A 16285-nucleotide genomic window follows, 5' to 3' on the forward strand; every position below is an offset into this window, starting at 1 on the left:
TGGTGCGGTGGACCGCCAGAAGCTGCACCGCCTGGGCAAGCGGCTCATTGCGCTGTCCAAACAAGTCGAGCCGCAACCAGGAGACGACATGCCGGGCCCGGCGGAGCAATTGATCCTCACCGACGTCGTTCTCTACCCGGGCAGCACCATTCGCCACATCGTGGCCCGCACCGGGTTCACCCAGGGCTACGTCTCTAAATGTGTGGCCACGTTGGCCGCACAGGGCTTGCTGACCACCACCGTCGATGGCAGTGACCGCCGCCGCACTTTGGTGGCACCGAGCGCCGAGCTGGTGCAGGCGGTCCAGGACCGCACCATGACCATGGAGCAGCTCATCGCCGATGCTCTGCCCGCCGGCAGTGACGTCGCGCGCACTCTGGCCTTGCTCGACGAACTCTCCGAGCTGTTCCTGTCATGAAACTTGCGTCGCTGCTCGGGGTGATCGTCCTGTGCCTTGCGGCGTGTACGACCCCGTCGACAGCGTTAACTGAATGCGCGACACCGGAAGGGGATACCGCCATGCGCATCGTCTCAGACTGCCTCGACCCCCAGTTCGCCACGGCCGTGATCGACGCAGAGGACGACCTCACGGAACCGATCGTCCATCGCCGCGTGAAAGGACACTTCGAGGGCACCAAGGTTCGGTTCGCGGTCTACCTGCCCACCCGTGACCACTGGCATGGCCGTTTCTTCCAGAATGTCTACCCGCTCGAAGATGAACAGATCACCGAGCGCAATCTACGATTCGCCGAGGCTAGTGGTGGTTACGCGGTGCAGACCAATGCCAGTGCCGGATACCGTGGGGACGCGGCGGCGGCCAGATTCTCCCGCACAATCGCCGGTAGCTACTACGGGACTGATGCACCGATCCATGGCTACATCTGGGGCGGCAGTGGTGGTTCCTACCAGACGATCGCCGCGATGGAGAACACCGACGGGGTCTGGGCAGGCGGCGTGCCGTTCATAGTCGGGGATCCCACATCGATTCCGAACAACTTCTTCATTCGCTCGTACGCCCGGCTTCTGCTGCGGGACAAGGCTGCCCAGATCGCTGACGCGGTCGCACCCGGTGGCGACGGGAATCCCTACGACGGTCTCGATGAGGCAGAACGCGCAGCGTTCCACGAGGTGACCAGCCTCGGCGTGCCGCTGCGCGCGTGGGAGGACAGCCGCTACGTCCTGGGCCTAGACGCACCCGACGGTCTGCTCGGCTTCGCCTCCATGATCAAACACATGGACCCCGGGTTCAGCAACGACTTCTGGACCCAGCCCGGATACCTGGGCACAGAGAACTCTGCGCTGGGGAAACGAATCCGCGACGCGCGAATCGATCAGACGGTCACCATCACCGGGGTGGACACCCGCGAGGGTCGGACGCTCATGTCGGTCGACGGCATTGTCGACCGCGGGTATCAAGGCGGCGTCGATGTTTCGCCGGCCGGGGCAGGGGAGGCAGACGCGGTGATGGGTCAGTGGGACCCGCTTGCCCGGACGCTCATAGTCGGCCAAGACACTCCCGAAGCCACTCGCGTGGCGCTACATGTCGGAGCGCGGGTGCATCTGAACAACAGTTGGTATGTGGCACTAACAAGCTATCCCCGCCACCAACTGCCAGCCGCAAGCGCCGGATTCGCCCCCTATGACCAATACCGAAACCCCGATGGCAGCGCGCGGTACCCGCAGCGCCCACTACTGGCCGGAGCGACCATCTCCCAGCAAGTCAGCGAAGGGGGCGCCCACACCGGCGCAATTCACGGCAAGGTCATCGCTGTGAGCAACCTGCTCGATACCGATGCGTTTCCCTGGCACGGCGACTGGTACGCCCATCAAGTCCGTAGCGCGCTCGGCGACAACTACGACGACAACTTCCGGTTGTGGTACAGCGACGACGCCGATCACATTGCACCACAACGCACACCGCGGCTCATCGACTACACCGGAGTAATCGAACGCGCGCTGCTCGACGTCGCAGCATGGGCTGAAGACGGCGTTGCGCCCCCTGGCTCCAGCCGTTACACGGTCACTGACGGCCAAGTGCATCCGTCGAGCGCCGACGAACGAGGCGGGGTGCAACCGATCGTCGACCTCACCGTCAAGGGCGACCGCCGCGCGATGGCGCACGTAGGTGAGCAAGTTCGTTTCGATGCCACCGTCACGCTTCCACCGGAGGCCGGTGTGATCACCGAGGCCGCATGGGATGCAACTGGAGACGGCCACTTCGCCCCCATCGACACAGCGGTCGACAGGCAGCACCTGTTGACTCACACCGCCAGTTACTCGACGCCGGGCACCTACTATCCCGCCGTGCGAATCAGATTGCACCGCAACGACGCTCCGCAATCAGCATTCACCGGTGTCGATGGGCTGGGTCGCATGCGGGTAGTCGTAGTTCCCTGAGCTGCTCGCCTCCACTGGTTCGAAGGTCGCCACGAGCCGAGCAGGCGCCTCGCCTGTTCACCAGACAGACCGACACTATTCCCACCCATGCTGTACGGGTGTACAGTGCCGTGCATGGGCTCGGATGTTTGTGCGGAGACGATCGACGTCGACCGATTGATCGACGCGGCGATGGTGGCGACCGGATTTGAGGACTTCGGCTCCGACGACTGGCACGAAGGGCTGCGGCGACTGGTAGACGCCCTGACTCACGAGGCGGCACTCAACGCCGTCGGTGTGCTCGCGGCGCAGAAAGAACTGAAGTACTTGCTCACCGCACGCCTGGGCATCGTGGCCTACCGCAAGACTCACCCGCAGATCGCGCAGGCCGAAGTTACCCCACCGGTAGTCATTGTGGGTCAGGCGCGCACCGGTACCACGATCCTGCATGACCTGTTGGCTCAGGATCCGGCCGCCAGGGTGCCTCTCACATGGGAAGTGGAACGGCCCTGTCCGCCACCGGAATCTGCTACCTACGAGACGGACCCGCGCATCGCTGCTGTCAACGCACGCATCGGTGCCGTCGGAGCGGCGATGCCTGAACTGTTCGGCATGCACCCCATGGGGGCGCAGCTAGGGCAGGAGTGCGTGTGCCTGACCACCTCCGCCTTTCGCAGCATCCTGTTCGCCACCGAGTACCGCGTCCCCAGCTACGCGGACTGGGTCTTCGATGAGGCCGACCACCGCCCTGCCTACGAATGGCACCGAACCTTTTTGCAGCATCTGCAATCCCGACACCCGGCTAGAAGATGGGTGTTGAAGTCGCCTGGTCACATCTGGACCCTGGGTGAACTGAACACCGCCTACCCTGGTGCGCTGCTAGTGCAAACGCATCGCGATCCGCTGCGCATCATCGCCTCGGTGACCTCGATGTACACCACGCTGCGCGGCACGACCAGCAATCACGTCGACCCCACCGAGATCGCCCGCGAGTGGGCTGAGCGCATCATCGACGGCTTGAACCGGTCGGTGATGGCGCGCCGCGATGGCACGGTGGACCCCTCCCGAGTCGTGGACATCCGATTCGCCGATTTCATGCGTGACCAGGTCGGCACCGTCGAACACGTCTACAACGAATTGGGAATGCCGTTCACGGACGACGTGCACCGCCGCGCCACCGACTTTCTGGCCGCAGATCAGCACGACAGGCGCGGCGGGCACCGCTATACCTTTGCGGCCACCGGCCTGGACCCGCAGGAGTGGCGCGAGCGCGCCCGCCCCTACCAAGAATTCTTCGACATCCCCTCCGAGACTCTGGACTGAATTGTGACCGACGGAATACTGAGCGGGCGTGTACTTTTCCTGGCCGGCGCCGGCCCACAGATTGGAGCTGCCACCGCCCACATCGCCGCACGCGAAGGCGCGCGGGTGGCCCTGGCCGCTCGCAGCATTGAGGTTGCCGAGAAGATCGCCGCCGAGGTTCGGGCGGCGGGCGGGGACGCGATCGCCGTTCGTTGCGATCTCACCCGCGACGACGAGGTGCAGGCAGCCCTCGATGCCACCCGCGCCCAGTTGGGCGCCATCGACACCGTGTTCTTCAACGCTGCCTTCTACGACAACAGGCAAGCCTCCATCGACATCGATGACGACGTCTGGGATACCTCCATGGAGGTGAATCTGAACTCTGCGGTGCGCATTGCCCGCCGTACGGTGCCCGCCATGATCGAGCGTGGCGGCGGATCGTTCGTGCTTACCTCGTCAGCGGCCTCGATTGTGGCCGGAGACACCCGATTCGGCTACCAAGTCTCCAAAGCCGGCCTCAACGCCGTGACCCGTTTCATTGCCGGAAAGTATGGCCGCGAAGGCATCCGCGCCAACGCCGTGCTGCCCTTTGTGCTGGAGGGGCCCGTCGGAGCGGCAGCAGCGGAGCTGAATTGCCTCGGACGCTCGCCGACTGCCGAGGAGATCGGCGAGGCCGTGGTCTTCTTGCTGTCTGACCGCGCTTCCATCATCACCGGCCAAGTCATTCACCTCGATGGCGGACTTTTTGTCCGGGCGCCATGGCCGACGCCGGCAGCCAAACCGCGCCCATGAGCATCGATCTCAGCGGCGGCCTGGGTGCGGATCGCGAGTACTTTCTCGTCGACCCGCCCGCGCCTGAGATCCGCGATTCCACCAGTTTCTGGGCCTACGACGACAGCGGATTCATCGGACTGCCCAGGATCGGCATCGAAGCCGTCGGCGCGAAATGGGCCGAACATCAATACCAGGTGAATCTGGCGTTCGCTGACGGGCGAGTCTTCCGCGTCCGACAATCCGGCCCAAGACATTCACCGCTTGCCGCAGACGGATCGGCCAGCGTTCTGGGCGCCGGCCCCTTGCGGTTTCACTGTGTCGAACCCTTCGCGGTGTCGACAGCGACGTTCGACGGCACGGCGACGGCCACCACCACGGCGGCGCTGCTGGCCGGTGACCGAGGCGGTCGGCCAGCGCATCTGCAATTTCATCTGCGCGCCACCATGGTCGCCCCACCCTGGCTCAATGGTTCGCTTTCGGTGGCCGCTGCCGAACACCTCAAGTCCGCCGTACAAGGCGGATTCATGGGAGGAAATCGGTTCGAACAACTCTTCCGCGCCGAAGGGTATGTCCGCGTCGATGGCGAGGAGCATGCCTTCAGCGGAAGCGGCACCCGCGTTCGCCGCCAGGGCCCGCGCGACATGGCCGGCTTCTGGGGGCACTGTCAACAATCGGCTACGTTTCCCAGCGGTCGCGGGTTCGGCTATGTCGCCTACCGGCCGAACCCCGATGGCACGGGCACCTACAACGAGGGCTATGTGTTCAACGGCGACGGCAAACTCGTTCCGGCACGCGTCGTCCGGGCGCCGTGGCTTTCAGCTGCACCGAAGATCGGCGACGATGTGTCGCTGGTGCTTGAGTCAGAGCTGGGAACAGTGAACATCGACGGCGTGACCACCGTGTCGGTTTTCAACCTCGGCGATCCTCATTCCGACAACGCGCTGGCCGCACTGCACCAAGCCGGTGTCCGGTACCGCTGGGGCGAGGAAACCGCCTCCGGAGCCCTGGAACGCTCCACACCGCCGCGGGAAATCCCGGCGCTGCTCGCAACCTGGAAGCCGTAGCGGGAGCCCAGATCCCAGATTTCCGTCAGACAGCACCCACTAATGCCATACATTCGTACAGCATCCCATTCATTGCTCACGCGGAAATGAGGTACCCATGCCCAAGCGCATGATCTTCACCCTGTTGCTGATGGACTCGATCGGCCATAATTTTCACGGCATTTGGCGCCACCCACGCGCCCGGAACCGAGACTTCAGCAGCTTCGATCTGTGGGTCGATCTGGCCAAGAAGGCTGAAGCAGCGAAGGTTGACGCGTTCTTCTTCACCGATGTGATCGGTGTGCAAGGTGAATACAACGGTTCGCGCGACGTGATCTTCGAGATGGCGATGAACGTGCCGATCGGGGACTGCACCATGGTGATCCCGGCCATGGCCCAACAGACCACCGATCTGGGCTTCCTGTACACGAGTTCGGTGATTCAACATCACCCGTTTGTCTTCGCGCGCGCGGTGTCGACGCTGGACAGTCTGAGCAACGGCAGGATCGGATGGAACATCGTCACCTCAGCCAACGAAAAAGCCTTCCGCAACTTGGGATTGCCCACCAGTCCGTCGCATGAGGAACGATATGCCTGGGCCGCGGAGTATGTCGATGTCACCTACAAACTCTGGGAAGGCTCCTGGGATGTCGATGCCATCGTCAACGATCCCGACGCCGGCGTCTACGCAGACCCGACAAAAATTCACGACATTCACCATGAGGGCAAGCGATACAGCGTCGAAGGCTTCAACCTCATGCAGCCCTCGCCCCAGCGCACCCCGGTGCTGGCCCAGGCGGGCGGATCGCCGGCGGGCCTGGAGTTCGCCAGCAGCCACGCTGAACTGATGTTCCTTTCCGCAATGACTTTGGAAACCATTACCCAGCAAGTCGATACGGTCCGCGGATTGGCGCGCGAGCGTGGCCGACAAGACGGCGACATCCTCTTCTTGCAGGGCATGATGTTCATCATCGGATCGACTGATGAAGAGGCCTATCGCAAATGGGCTGAACTGGAAGAGTTCCGCAGCGCGGAAGCTCAGACTGCCTACTTCGCCAGCCTCAGCGGGTTAGATCTGGGCCGCTACGACCCCGCCACGGCGCTGGAAGACATCATCGATGAGATCCCGGGTATACGAGGTGCGTTCCTGTCAGTGATCAATGCCTGGCCCGACGGCGCCACGCCGACGATCAAAGACTTCCTGACCTCGCTGTCGCTGCCCCAGATGGTGGTGGGTTCTCCGGAAACCATCGCCAAACGGTTGTCCGAGTACCAGAAAGCCGGCGTCGACGGTGTCCAGGTGATGAACGCATTGATGCCCGAAAGCTACGACGACTTCTTCACACACCTGGTTCCGGTGCTTCAAGACAAAGGCTTGATGCAGAACGAGTACCGGCCGGGAACGCTGCGGGAGAAGTTATTCGAATCTCCCACCGCCGACATCAGCCAACGTCACCCGGCGTACGGCTACCGCGGCATGTTCAGCAACGGATGACCGCCAAATCTTGCCCCACCACGATCCTGGTATTGGTCGGCAGTCTGCGTGCGGCGTCGACCAATCGAAGGCTGGCTGAGGCCATGACCGCGAACGCACCGCCCGGCGTCACGATGAAACCCTTTGAACACATCGCCGAATTGCCCCTGTACAACGAGGATCTCGACCACGCCGAGGTGGCGGGCGCCGTCGTGCAACTGCGCTCACTGGCCACGCACGCCGATGCGCTGCTCGTCGTGACCCCCGAATACAACGGCACCATCCCAGGCGGGCTGAAAAATGTCATCGACTGGCTGTCGCGCCCGTACGGCCGTAGCCCGCTGAAGGGCAAGCCGGCAGCGGTAGTAGGCACGTCCCTGGGCCAGTACGGCGGTGTGTGGGCCCACGACGACACGCGAAAGGCGTTGAGCATCGCCGGCCCCCGCATCATCGACACCGTTCACGTGTCAATACCCGCCAAGGCGTTGGAGGACAAGCCTTTCGAGGTGCCACCGGTACTGCTCGCCGACCTGAGACAGGTGCTTGGCGACCTGAGCGCGGCAGCGCACCCCTCGTGAAGCGTTGTCGTTCTAAACGTTGTCAATGGTGAGCTCTCGACGATAGGAGACGTGGTGCAGCTCGAATTCGATCAGACCGTGGAGGAATTCCGTGCCGAGTTCACGGAGTTCCTGGATGCTCATCTGCCCGACGCGCTGCTGGCGTGCGCAGAGCGGCCCTCGTCCAGCTCGCACGTGCCCGGCTGGGCGCGTCAATGGCAGCGGCTCATGTTCGATCACGGGTGGCTGCAGCCCGGGTACCCACCCGAGTTCGGCGGTCGCAACGCCACTGTCATCGAGCAGTATGTCTATTTCGAGGAACTGTCCAAGCGGCGCATCTACCAAACATTCAATCCGCAAGGTGTGGGCATCATTGCCGCTTCGCTCATCCACTTCGGCACGCCAGATCAACAGAGCCGTTGGGCCATCCCGATCCTTCGTGCCGAGATGACTGCATCATTGGGAATGAGCGAGCCGGGTGCGGGGTCTGACCTGGCATCCTTGCGTACACGCGCAATTCGCGACGGCGACCATTTTGTGGTCAACGGACAGAAAGTATGGACATCGGGAGCGCATGACGCCGATGTCCTATTCACCCTTGTTCGGACCGACCCGGATGCCCCAAAACACAAGGGCATCAGCGTGTTGCTCATTCCCACGGATCTGCCCGGCGTTACCCGCCGGCCGTTCCCCTCCGCGTGCGGACTCGACGACGTCGACTTCAACGAGGTGTTCTTCACCGATGTGCACGTGCCCGCCGAGAATCTCGTCGGAGAACTCAACGGCGGCTGGCTCGTTGCCAACGGGTCGTTGGGACACGAGCGCACTCTGCTGTGGCTCAGCTACGCTGATCGGCTCAAAGAGTTCATCGATGACTGGGTTCCGGTCACCGATCTGGACCGCGATGCCTATGCGAAGTTGGTCATGGATGACTGGGCGCTGCGCCTGATGGGTTCGGCAGAACTCTCACGCGCAACGCGAGGAGTGGGAGACCCCTCGACGATGTCAGTGTTGAAACTGATGGGATCCGAAGCGATTCAAGCCGCTGCCGATGCGGCTTTCAACGGGCACGGGGCCGAGGCGCTGCGTGATCCCGCCATGACAAGCCCGTTCTCGCCGTATCATCTGGAGAGTTACACGACCAGCTGGTTCACCCGGTATCTGCGCAGTTTCGGTGCGACGATCGCAGGAGGAACCTCAGAGATTCAGCGCAACATCATTGCCCAACGAGTGTTGGGTCTTCCGCGCGAGTAGGTGATCGACCTGCTATCCCGCAGCTGGAGCCTTACGCCGCCGCGGCGAGGCCTTCTTCTTCGGAGGTGCCACTCGCGGCTCCACCGCGTCCAAGTAGCGCTCAAAGGCTTCAGTAACCTCGGCGTGCGCCGACTTCACGCCGATACCTTCCTCGAGATTGAGGAACTTGGGAAGGCCGGACAACAGAATCTGCAGCGCAGGCAGCGACAGATCACCGACCGGTCGGGCATCAGCGCCAAACTTGGCGACCAGTGCCTCCAGTTGCATTGTGCGTACCGTCTCGGTGACCTTGGCGATCTCAGCCCGGATCGACTTGCGATGGTTGCCCAGAGCCATGAACTCGGTGATCAAGGCGCCGCTGGCCTCCTCCCAGCTGTACTCCCAAACCGCGCGCAGCGGATCCTCGGCACGCTGGTCAAGCAAGGCGCCAAGATGGGCGATGCCACGGTCGGAATACCGCCGGATCGCGGCGATGAAGATGTCGTCCAAAGTCGGGAAGTAGTACTGCACCAGACTGGGCGTGACCCCGGCTTTTGTCGCCAGTGCGCGATAGCTCACGCTCGCATAGCCCTCGGTGAGCATCATCTTCTCCACCCAGTCCAACAAGCTATCCCTGGTCTTGGAGGTGGCGGCACCCACCCGTCGCGACGATGCTGGCATGGTCTCCCCGTTCGGTCGGTATAAGCATTTTGACACTCGCCTCCTGCTGTACGGTCGTATAGTCTCATTTCATCGTCACCGCCGCACCCACGGCGCGCGGTATAAGCCACCCGACATACCAGGAGTCCGATGACTATCGATGCCACCTTGGACACGCTGCAGCGCGATGTGCGCTACCTGCTGGATCGCACCGAGATCCTGGACTGCGTAGCTCGACATGCTCGCGGCTGCGACCGCCACGACATCGATCTGATCACCGCCGCCTACCACCGCGATGGTGTCGATGAGCACGGTCATGCTGTCAACGCGGGACCCGAGTATGGAGGCTGGGCCAATGCGACTCACGCCGAAACCTCCCGCGTGCACACCCACAACATCACCACGCACACCTGCGAAATCGCCGGCGACACCGCGCACGCGGAAAGCTACGTCATCGTCGTGCTCATCGGAACCGACGGCAAGAGCGCACAATTCATCACCGGTCGATACATCGACCGGCTTGAACGCCGAGATGGCCAGTGGCGCATAGTTGTTCGTCGATCGACGGTCGAAGGAATGTTTTTGGCGGATGCGAGAGTGCTGCAGTCAAGCTTCTTCACGGAAAAGGGCTACCTAGTCGGGACGCGGGATCGCACAGACCTGTCCTACCAGCGCCCGTTGACCATCGAGACCCCGGCGCCCGCGCGCTGGTAGCCAATTCGAAATCCAAGGTAGATAGGCAAAAATGATGGCAGTTGACACTGACTCCGGGATCTTAGCGGGCGACCCGAGGATGCTCATCGGTGGCGAATTACACATCACTGATGATGAGTCCTTGTTCGACGTCGAGCACCCGGCTACCGGAGAAGTCGTCGGCCAGGTATCCGACGGGTCGGTCGCCGACATGCACCGTGCCGTCGCCGCCGCCGCCCATGCGTTCGAGACCACCGACTGGTCCCGCGACGTCGATTTTCGGTATCACTGCTTGACCCAGCTCCATGAGGCGCTGGAGCGCGAGAAAGAGCACCTTCGTCGCGTCCTGATCACCGAAGTTGGTTGTCCGGTGTCGGTGTCCGGCAGCCAGATCGAAGACCCGATCGCTGAGGTGAAACACTGGGCCGAGCACGGCCGCGCCTTCGAATACCTGCAAGACACGGGTATCCACGACACACATCTCGGCCCCGCTCGGCGCAAACTGCACTTCGAACCGGTTGGAGTTGTCGGAGCGATCACGCCCTGGAACGTCCCGTTCTACCTCAACATCGCCGAAACCGTGCCGGCTTTGATGGCGGGCAACACGGTGGTGCTCAAACCGGCCCAGCTGACCCCCTGGTCGGGAACCGAACTGGGACGCATCGTTGCCGAACACACCGATATCCCGCCGGGGGTCTTCAACGTCGTCACTTCCAATGCCAACGAAGTGGGCGCCGCGCTGACTGCTGACCCGCGGGTGGACATGATCACGTTCACCGGATCCACCGCCACCGGCCGATCCATCCTGGCCGCCGCCGCGCCAACGGTCAAAAAAACCCTGCTCGAACTCGGAGGGAAGTCGGCCCACATCGTCCTTGATGACGCCGACTTCAACTCGGCACTGCCACTGGCCGCGATGATGGCATGCGTGATGTCAGGACAAAGCTGCATCTTGCCCAGCCGAATTCTGTTGCCACGCAGCCGCTACGACGAAGGCCTGGCGATCCTCAAGACATCGATGGAGAACTTTCCTGTCGGAGACCCCTGGATGCCCGGCATCATGCAGGGTCCCCAAATCAGTGCGGCTCAACAACGAAAAGTTCTCGGGCTTATCAAGGAGGGCGTGGAATCTGGTGCGCGCCTGCTCACCGGCGGTGGCATCCCAGAGGGTCTGAGTGCCGGGTACTACACCCAGCCCACCTTGCTCGCCGATGTCAACCCTGATGCGCACATCGCCCAGGAAGAAATCTTCGGCCCAGTCCTCACCGTCACGCCTTACAACACTGACGATGAGGCCGTCGCGATCGCCAACAACACAATCTACGGACTCTCCGGAGAAGTCAGCAGCGCAGACACCGATCGTGCAATGGCTATCGCCAAGCAGATGCGGACCGGCAACGTGACCATCAACGGCAAGAGTCACTTTGGGATCACCAGTCCCTTCGGCGGCACCAAACAGAGCGGCCTGGGCTACCGCAACGGGCCACACGGTTACCAGGAGTATCTGGCCATCAAAACCATCGGCCTACCCGAATAGACAGCCCACCTATGAGTAGTGACATTTGGGAGGTCATGGCCACCGCGCGTTCGATCCGCCGGTTCACCTCAGAGCCTGTTGATGAGGACACACTGGACCGGTGCCTGGAAGCCGCGACGTGGGCTCCCTCGGGTGCCAACGCGCAGTGCTGGCGCTTCGTGGTGCTGCGGTCGCCCGAGCTGAGGGCGGCGGTCGCCCGTGCGGCGGTCCAGGCTCTGTCCGTTATCGAGCCCGTCTACGGCATGAGCCGTCCCGATGCCGCCGACCGCAGCGCTCGTGCTCGGTCCTATCGCGCGATATACGACCTGCACGACCGTGCGGGTGAACACACCTCGGTACTCTTCGTCCAGCAGAAACTGCCAGCCACCAGCGACTTCCTCCTGGGCGGCTCCATCTTCCCGGCTATGCAGAACTTCCTGCTTGCCGCCCGCGCGCAAGGATTAGGTGCCTGCCCTACCAGTTGGGCCGCCTATGGGGGAGAGCAGCTCCTGCGACAGGCTGTCGGTGTGCCCGATGATTGGGTGATCGCCGGCCACGTCGTCATCGGATGGCCACGGGGCAGCCACGGAGAAGTCAAGCGTCACCCATTTCGTGAGGCCGTCGACATCGACCGTTGGAACCACCGATCGCGCACCTCGCTTGACCGCAAAGTCGCAGAGCGCAGCGAAGCAGCCACTACCGCGGCTGAGGAGGTTTAGGTGAAAGCCCGGGCACTTAACGAGTTCGACCGGCACCTGCTTCACTTCTTTCTGACCTGGGCACCGTTCGGCGGGCCCAGCGATGAAGACACATTCCCGCGATTCGGATGTGACGCTGCATCCGGCCGACGACGGTTCGAAAGAGTAGCTACGGCGGCGTGTGCCGACCTGCCATGCTTCTGCGAAGAAGATGCCGCGCTCGTGCAACGTGCAGTGAAATGGGTGGCGGCCCAACAGTTAGGACGAGTGCAACAGGCACTGGCCTAACGACTTCGAGGAAGTAACGATGCCGGACTCTGCCACTACTGGCTGACGACGGAGTCGCCGCGCAGGTGGATTGCAGCCTGAACGATCGCACTGGTATTGCGCTCCAAACCGTGAAGCGTCAAACCCAACGAAGGTCGGCTGTGAGACTGAGGAGGCTGGCTAGCTGGGAACCGTTGCAAGAAGGCTCCGGCGACGAGCCGCATATCGAGGGTGATTCTGCGTCAGTCAGAGTGTTTCGGTAACGGACTCCTGCGTCACGGTGAACGTCCGCAGTCAGGACGATGCGAGTTTGTCGTACCAACGCATAGCCCAGCGAGCATCGGCCAGCGCGGTGTGGCGCTGGGTGAATGTCGGCGGTTTCACTCCGCACTGTCTTGAGAGACAGTCGAAGTCGGGATTGGGTTGCTGCCCGCTCGCCTCAACGGCAGCTCTGGCGAGAGTAATCACATCTACGAGGTCCGGTCGCCAGGAAGGCTCGAGGCCGCTACGGCTGAGCATGTCCGCCAGACATATTGTGTCGAATCTTGGCACCACACCGACGACCGTCGCGCCCTCCGTCCAGTGTTGCACGATTCTTGCAGCGTCACCTGCTCGGTACACCCTCGGGAAATGTCGTGGTCGAAGCCGAACTTGCGGATGGCGCTTCTGAAATCCGCTGATCCTCAAGCCAACTGGGTCAGCATTCTGAATATCCAGATCATCGATGTCGACACATAGCAGTAGGCGTGAGTGACTATCTTCTACCCGACGGATTATCGCGATCTCCCACGGCCGCCGGTCCCGGTGTAGGCCGGTGGTCTCGGTGTCAAGAAATACCAACGGATACTTCGCGTCAGAAGTGTTTGGACTCTCGCCGGTACGACGAGTGCTCAGCATCATCGTGTCTCGGCGGCAACAGTCTGGGCCAGGGCATGACGCTCGGCTTCGTCGGGCTCGGTCACCATGTCGAAAACGTCGATGTCGACGCCAGGTAGTCGAGTTTGCGCCGGACCCCGGTGAGTTCGCGGCCGATGCTGCGCAGGGCGGTGCGGTCCTGCGGTGAGAGTTCTGACAGTTCGACCCGCTCGGGGAAACCGGCCGAGTCGCCGCCGGCGGCCGGCCAGCGCGCGGCCCGCACCCGCCAGCGGATGCTGGACCCGATGGCGTGACATTTCGCGAGCACCCGGGCATCGTCGGCGTCGAGGTAGCGGGTGCCGGCCGCCGCGGCGATCCGGTCGGCGGTGGGCAGTGCGTCGGATCCGCAACTGAGTGCGGCCCAGCGCGCGATGCGGACCACCGGGTCGACGGCTGCGAGCTTGATGTCGATGCGACTGTCACTGGACGTCAGTACGCGCAGCCGGGACGGGACGTAGGCGCGGGCGAAGGTGGAGTCCTGCAGCATCGCCGCCAGCGCGGCGGGCTGCGCCCGGGCCGCGATACCGGCCTGATCGCGGATATCGGGTCCGTCACCGACGGGGACGGCGTCGGCCAGCAGGCCGATCATCACCACGCCCCGATCGGCCGTGGGGTCGGCGGCCCACCGGCCGATGCCGACCGCCCAGTCCTGAGCCGTGCGGTTGAACCGCACCCGGGAGGCGACCGCGCCGTTGTCGTCGGCCCGGAATCCGCAACAGGCCAGAAGATCGTGGACGTGCGCGGCCTGATGCAGGGCCGACTCCGAGGTGACATCGGGGCCGCGGACCACCAGCGTTTCCAGGTCCGATCCGGGGAGGGCGTCCCCGCGGCCGATGCTGCCCGAGGCGTACCAGGCGATGCCGGGGGCCACCAGCCGCGCCGCGGTGGACAGCGCGGCGCGGGCCACGGCCGACCAGGCCTCGGCGACGGAGGCGGCACCGACACGGGTGTCGATCACGGACTTCACCGCATCGTGGGCTGCCGCGGCGGCCGCCACCAGGTCGCTCTCGCCGGCCGCCGACGCCATGCGCCGGTGAGCGTCGTCCAACGGAGCAACAGCCATGTCGGCGATTGTGACAGGCGACGGGTCCGGTGAGGATTCGGCAACGCAATGCTTACCGCTGGCTACACGAACGAAACACGTGGGTGACAGCTCGGACACGCCGAGGCGCTTATCTATCAAGTGACAGTTAAGGAGCTGGCGGCATCGCCCCCGAGCCTGAGAGAAAACGCCTATGACCAGCAGCGCTACCGCGGCGGGACGTGATGTGTCCGACAGTTCGGGCGACCACGACGACCTGGCCGAGTTCGGTTATGACCAGCAGTTGCACCGCCGGCTCGGCAAGTTCGAATCCTTCGCCGCGGGCTTCTCCTTCGTGTCCATTCTGACCACGATCTTCCAGTTGTTCGGACTCGGGTTCGGTTTCGGCGGCCCCGCCTTCTTCTGGACCTGGCCCGCGGTGTTCCTCGGCCAGTTCCTCGTCGCGCTGTGCTTCGCCGAACTGGCCGCGCGCTATCCGATCTCGGGGGCCATCTACCAATGGTCCCGGCGGATGGGCGGCGAGGTGATCGGCTGGTTCGGCGGCTGGTTCATGATCCTGGCCCAGATCGTCACCGCCTCGGCCGCGGCGATCGCACTGCAGGTGGTGCTGCCGTCGATCTGGTCCGGGTTCCAGGTGATCGGCGAGGATCCGGCCCTGACCTCCCCGAGTGGGGCGGCCAACGCGGTGCTGCTGGGCACGGTCCTGCTGGTGCTCACCACCACGATCAATTGCCTTGGCGTCAAATGGATGTCACGCGTCAACAGCGCCGGGGTGATCTGCGAGATCGTCGGTGTCATCGCCGTCATCGGAGTGTTCTTCACCCATGCCCAACGGGGCCCACAGGTGGTGTTCGACACCGGTCACGCCGGCGGCCAACCCGGATACGTCTGGGCCTGGATCATGTCGGGATTGATGGCGGCCTACGTCATGGTCGGTTTCGGCTCGGCGGGTGAACTCGCAGAGGAGACCCGCAACCCGCGTCGTGTCGCGCCCCGCACCATCCGGCTGGCGCTGTCGGTCTCGGCGCTGGGCGGCGGGCTGATGATCCTGGGCGCCCTGATGGCCGCCCCCAGCCTGACCGACGGACGCCTGGCCACCGAAGGTCTGCCGTACGTACTCGACACCGTGCTGTCCTCACCGTGGGGCACGGTGCTGCTGATCGACGTCTGCATCGCGATCACGATCTGCACCTTGGCAATCCAGACGGCGGCCTCCCGGCTGATGTTCTCGATGGCCCGCGACGGACGGCTGCCGGCCTCGTCGATCCTGTCCCGGGTCAACAGCCGCACCGGCACGCCGATCTGGCCTTCGGTGCTCATCGGCCTGCTGTGTATCGGGGTGCTGCTGGTCAACGTCGGCAACTCGGCCATCTTCGCGACCCTGGCCAGCGTCTGCATCATCCTGATCTACCTCGCCTACCTGCTGGTGACCGCGCCGCTGCTGTATCGCCGGCTCAAAGGCTGGCCCGCCCAACGCAACCAGGTCGATGCCGAAGGCCTGCCGCTGTTCTCCCTCGGCAAGTTCGGTGTCGTCGTGAACGTCCTGGCCGTGCTCTACGGCGCGGTGATGATCGTCAACCTGGGTTGGCCGCGTGCCGAGATCTTCAACCCCACCGGCGAATTGCCGATCCTGCAGTGGGCCGGACCCCTGAGCATCGCGGCCGCTGTCGTCCTCGGCGCACTGTGCTTCCCGCGCGGCAAGACCCACCCCAAACCTGTCACGATCGGAGCCTGA

Annotated in this window: 15 protein-coding genes; 12 read left to right on the forward strand and 3 right to left on the reverse strand. The window is 63.6% G+C overall.

Annotation, left to right across the window (positions count from 1 at the left end; all coding sequences use genetic code 11):
* The first annotated feature begins 7 nt into the window (after positions 1–7).
* From TX88_RS12310 to TX88_RS12345, 8 genes are all read left to right on the forward strand, one after another.
* A complete protein-coding gene (locus tag TX88_RS12310; protein ID WP_044519350.1) occupies positions 8–418 on the forward strand; it encodes a MarR family transcriptional regulator in 411 nt (136 codons plus the stop codon).
* Between the two features lie 101 nt (positions 419–519).
* Complete coding sequence (locus TX88_RS12315) at positions 520–2397, forward strand: Tat pathway signal sequence domain protein (protein ID WP_110917929.1); 1878 nt, start codon at positions 520–522, stop codon at positions 2395–2397.
* 114 nt (positions 2398–2511) lie between these two features.
* Positions 2512–3699, forward strand: a complete 1188-nt coding sequence (locus tag TX88_RS12320; protein WP_044519351.1) for a sulfotransferase family protein — start codon at positions 2512–2514, stop codon at positions 3697–3699.
* Positions 3700–3702: 3 nt separating this feature from the next.
* Complete coding sequence (locus TX88_RS12325; RefSeq protein WP_044517117.1) at positions 3703–4470, forward strand: SDR family NAD(P)-dependent oxidoreductase; 768 nt, start codon at positions 3703–3705, stop codon at positions 4468–4470.
* A complete protein-coding gene (locus tag TX88_RS12330) occupies positions 4467–5516 on the forward strand; it encodes a DUF7064 domain-containing protein (protein ID WP_044519352.1) in 1050 nt (349 codons plus the stop codon). Before TX88_RS12325 ends, TX88_RS12330 begins: the two co-directional genes overlap by 4 nt.
* A gap of 97 nt (positions 5517–5613) precedes the next feature.
* Positions 5614–6990 (forward strand): NtaA/DmoA family FMN-dependent monooxygenase, encoded by a 1377-nt coding sequence (locus TX88_RS12335; RefSeq protein WP_044517118.1) that lies wholly within the window; start codon positions 5614–5616, stop codon positions 6988–6990.
* On the forward strand, positions 6987–7547 hold the full coding sequence (locus TX88_RS12340; RefSeq protein ID WP_044517120.1) for an NAD(P)H-dependent oxidoreductase: 561 nt from the start codon (positions 6987–6989) through the stop codon (positions 7545–7547). The genes TX88_RS12335 and TX88_RS12340 overlap by 4 nt, the downstream gene beginning before the upstream one ends.
* A gap of 54 nt (positions 7548–7601) precedes the next feature.
* Positions 7602–8780 carry an acyl-CoA dehydrogenase family protein gene (locus TX88_RS12345; protein ID WP_044519353.1) on the forward strand — a complete coding sequence of 393 codons (1179 nt, stop codon included), beginning with the start codon at positions 7602–7604 and terminating at the stop codon, positions 8778–8780.
* 12 nt (positions 8781–8792) lie between these two features.
* Here TX88_RS12345 and TX88_RS12350 read toward each other — a convergent pair whose 3' ends face one another.
* Positions 8793–9440, reverse strand: coding sequence for a TetR/AcrR family transcriptional regulator (locus TX88_RS12350; protein ID WP_044517121.1), 648 nt, complete (start codon positions 9438–9440; stop codon positions 8793–8795).
* 129 nt (positions 9441–9569) lie between these two features.
* On the opposite strand from TX88_RS12350, the gene TX88_RS12355 reads away from it, so the two are divergent.
* The 3 genes from TX88_RS12355 to TX88_RS12365 are packed head-to-tail and all read left to right on the forward strand — an operon-like array spanning position 9570 to position 12347.
* Positions 9570–10133 carry a nuclear transport factor 2 family protein gene (locus tag TX88_RS12355; RefSeq protein ID WP_044517122.1) on the forward strand — a complete coding sequence of 188 codons (564 nt, stop codon included), beginning with the start codon at positions 9570–9572 and terminating at the stop codon, positions 10131–10133.
* A gap of 31 nt (positions 10134–10164) precedes the next feature.
* Positions 10165–11649, forward strand: coding sequence for an aldehyde dehydrogenase family protein (locus TX88_RS12360; RefSeq protein ID WP_044517124.1), 1485 nt, complete (start codon positions 10165–10167; stop codon positions 11647–11649).
* 35 nt (positions 11650–11684) lie between these two features.
* Positions 11685–12347, forward strand: a complete 663-nt coding sequence (locus TX88_RS12365) for a nitroreductase family protein (protein ID WP_084622000.1) — start codon at positions 11685–11687, stop codon at positions 12345–12347.
* 540 nt (positions 12348–12887) lie between these two features.
* Here the strand turns inward: TX88_RS12365 and TX88_RS35640 are convergent.
* Positions 12888–13490, reverse strand: a complete 603-nt coding sequence (locus TX88_RS35640) for a hypothetical protein (RefSeq protein ID WP_084622001.1) — start codon at positions 13488–13490, stop codon at positions 12888–12890.
* A 61-nt stretch (positions 13491–13551) separates the two neighbouring features.
* Positions 13552–14571 carry a putative nucleotidyltransferase substrate binding domain-containing protein gene (locus TX88_RS12370; protein ID WP_044517125.1) on the reverse strand — a complete coding sequence of 340 codons (1020 nt, stop codon included), beginning with the start codon at positions 14569–14571 and terminating at the stop codon, positions 13552–13554.
* 172 nt (positions 14572–14743) lie between these two features.
* Here TX88_RS12370 and TX88_RS12375 point away from each other — a divergent pair, with 172 nt between their 5' ends.
* Positions 14744–16285 carry an amino acid permease gene (locus TX88_RS12375; protein ID WP_044517127.1) on the forward strand — a complete coding sequence of 514 codons (1542 nt, stop codon included), beginning with the start codon at positions 14744–14746 and terminating at the stop codon, positions 16283–16285.

The organism is Mycolicibacterium septicum DSM 44393 (assembly GCF_000455325.1).
Taxonomy (GTDB): Bacteria; Actinomycetota; Actinomycetes; order Mycobacteriales; family Mycobacteriaceae; genus Mycobacterium; species Mycobacterium septicum.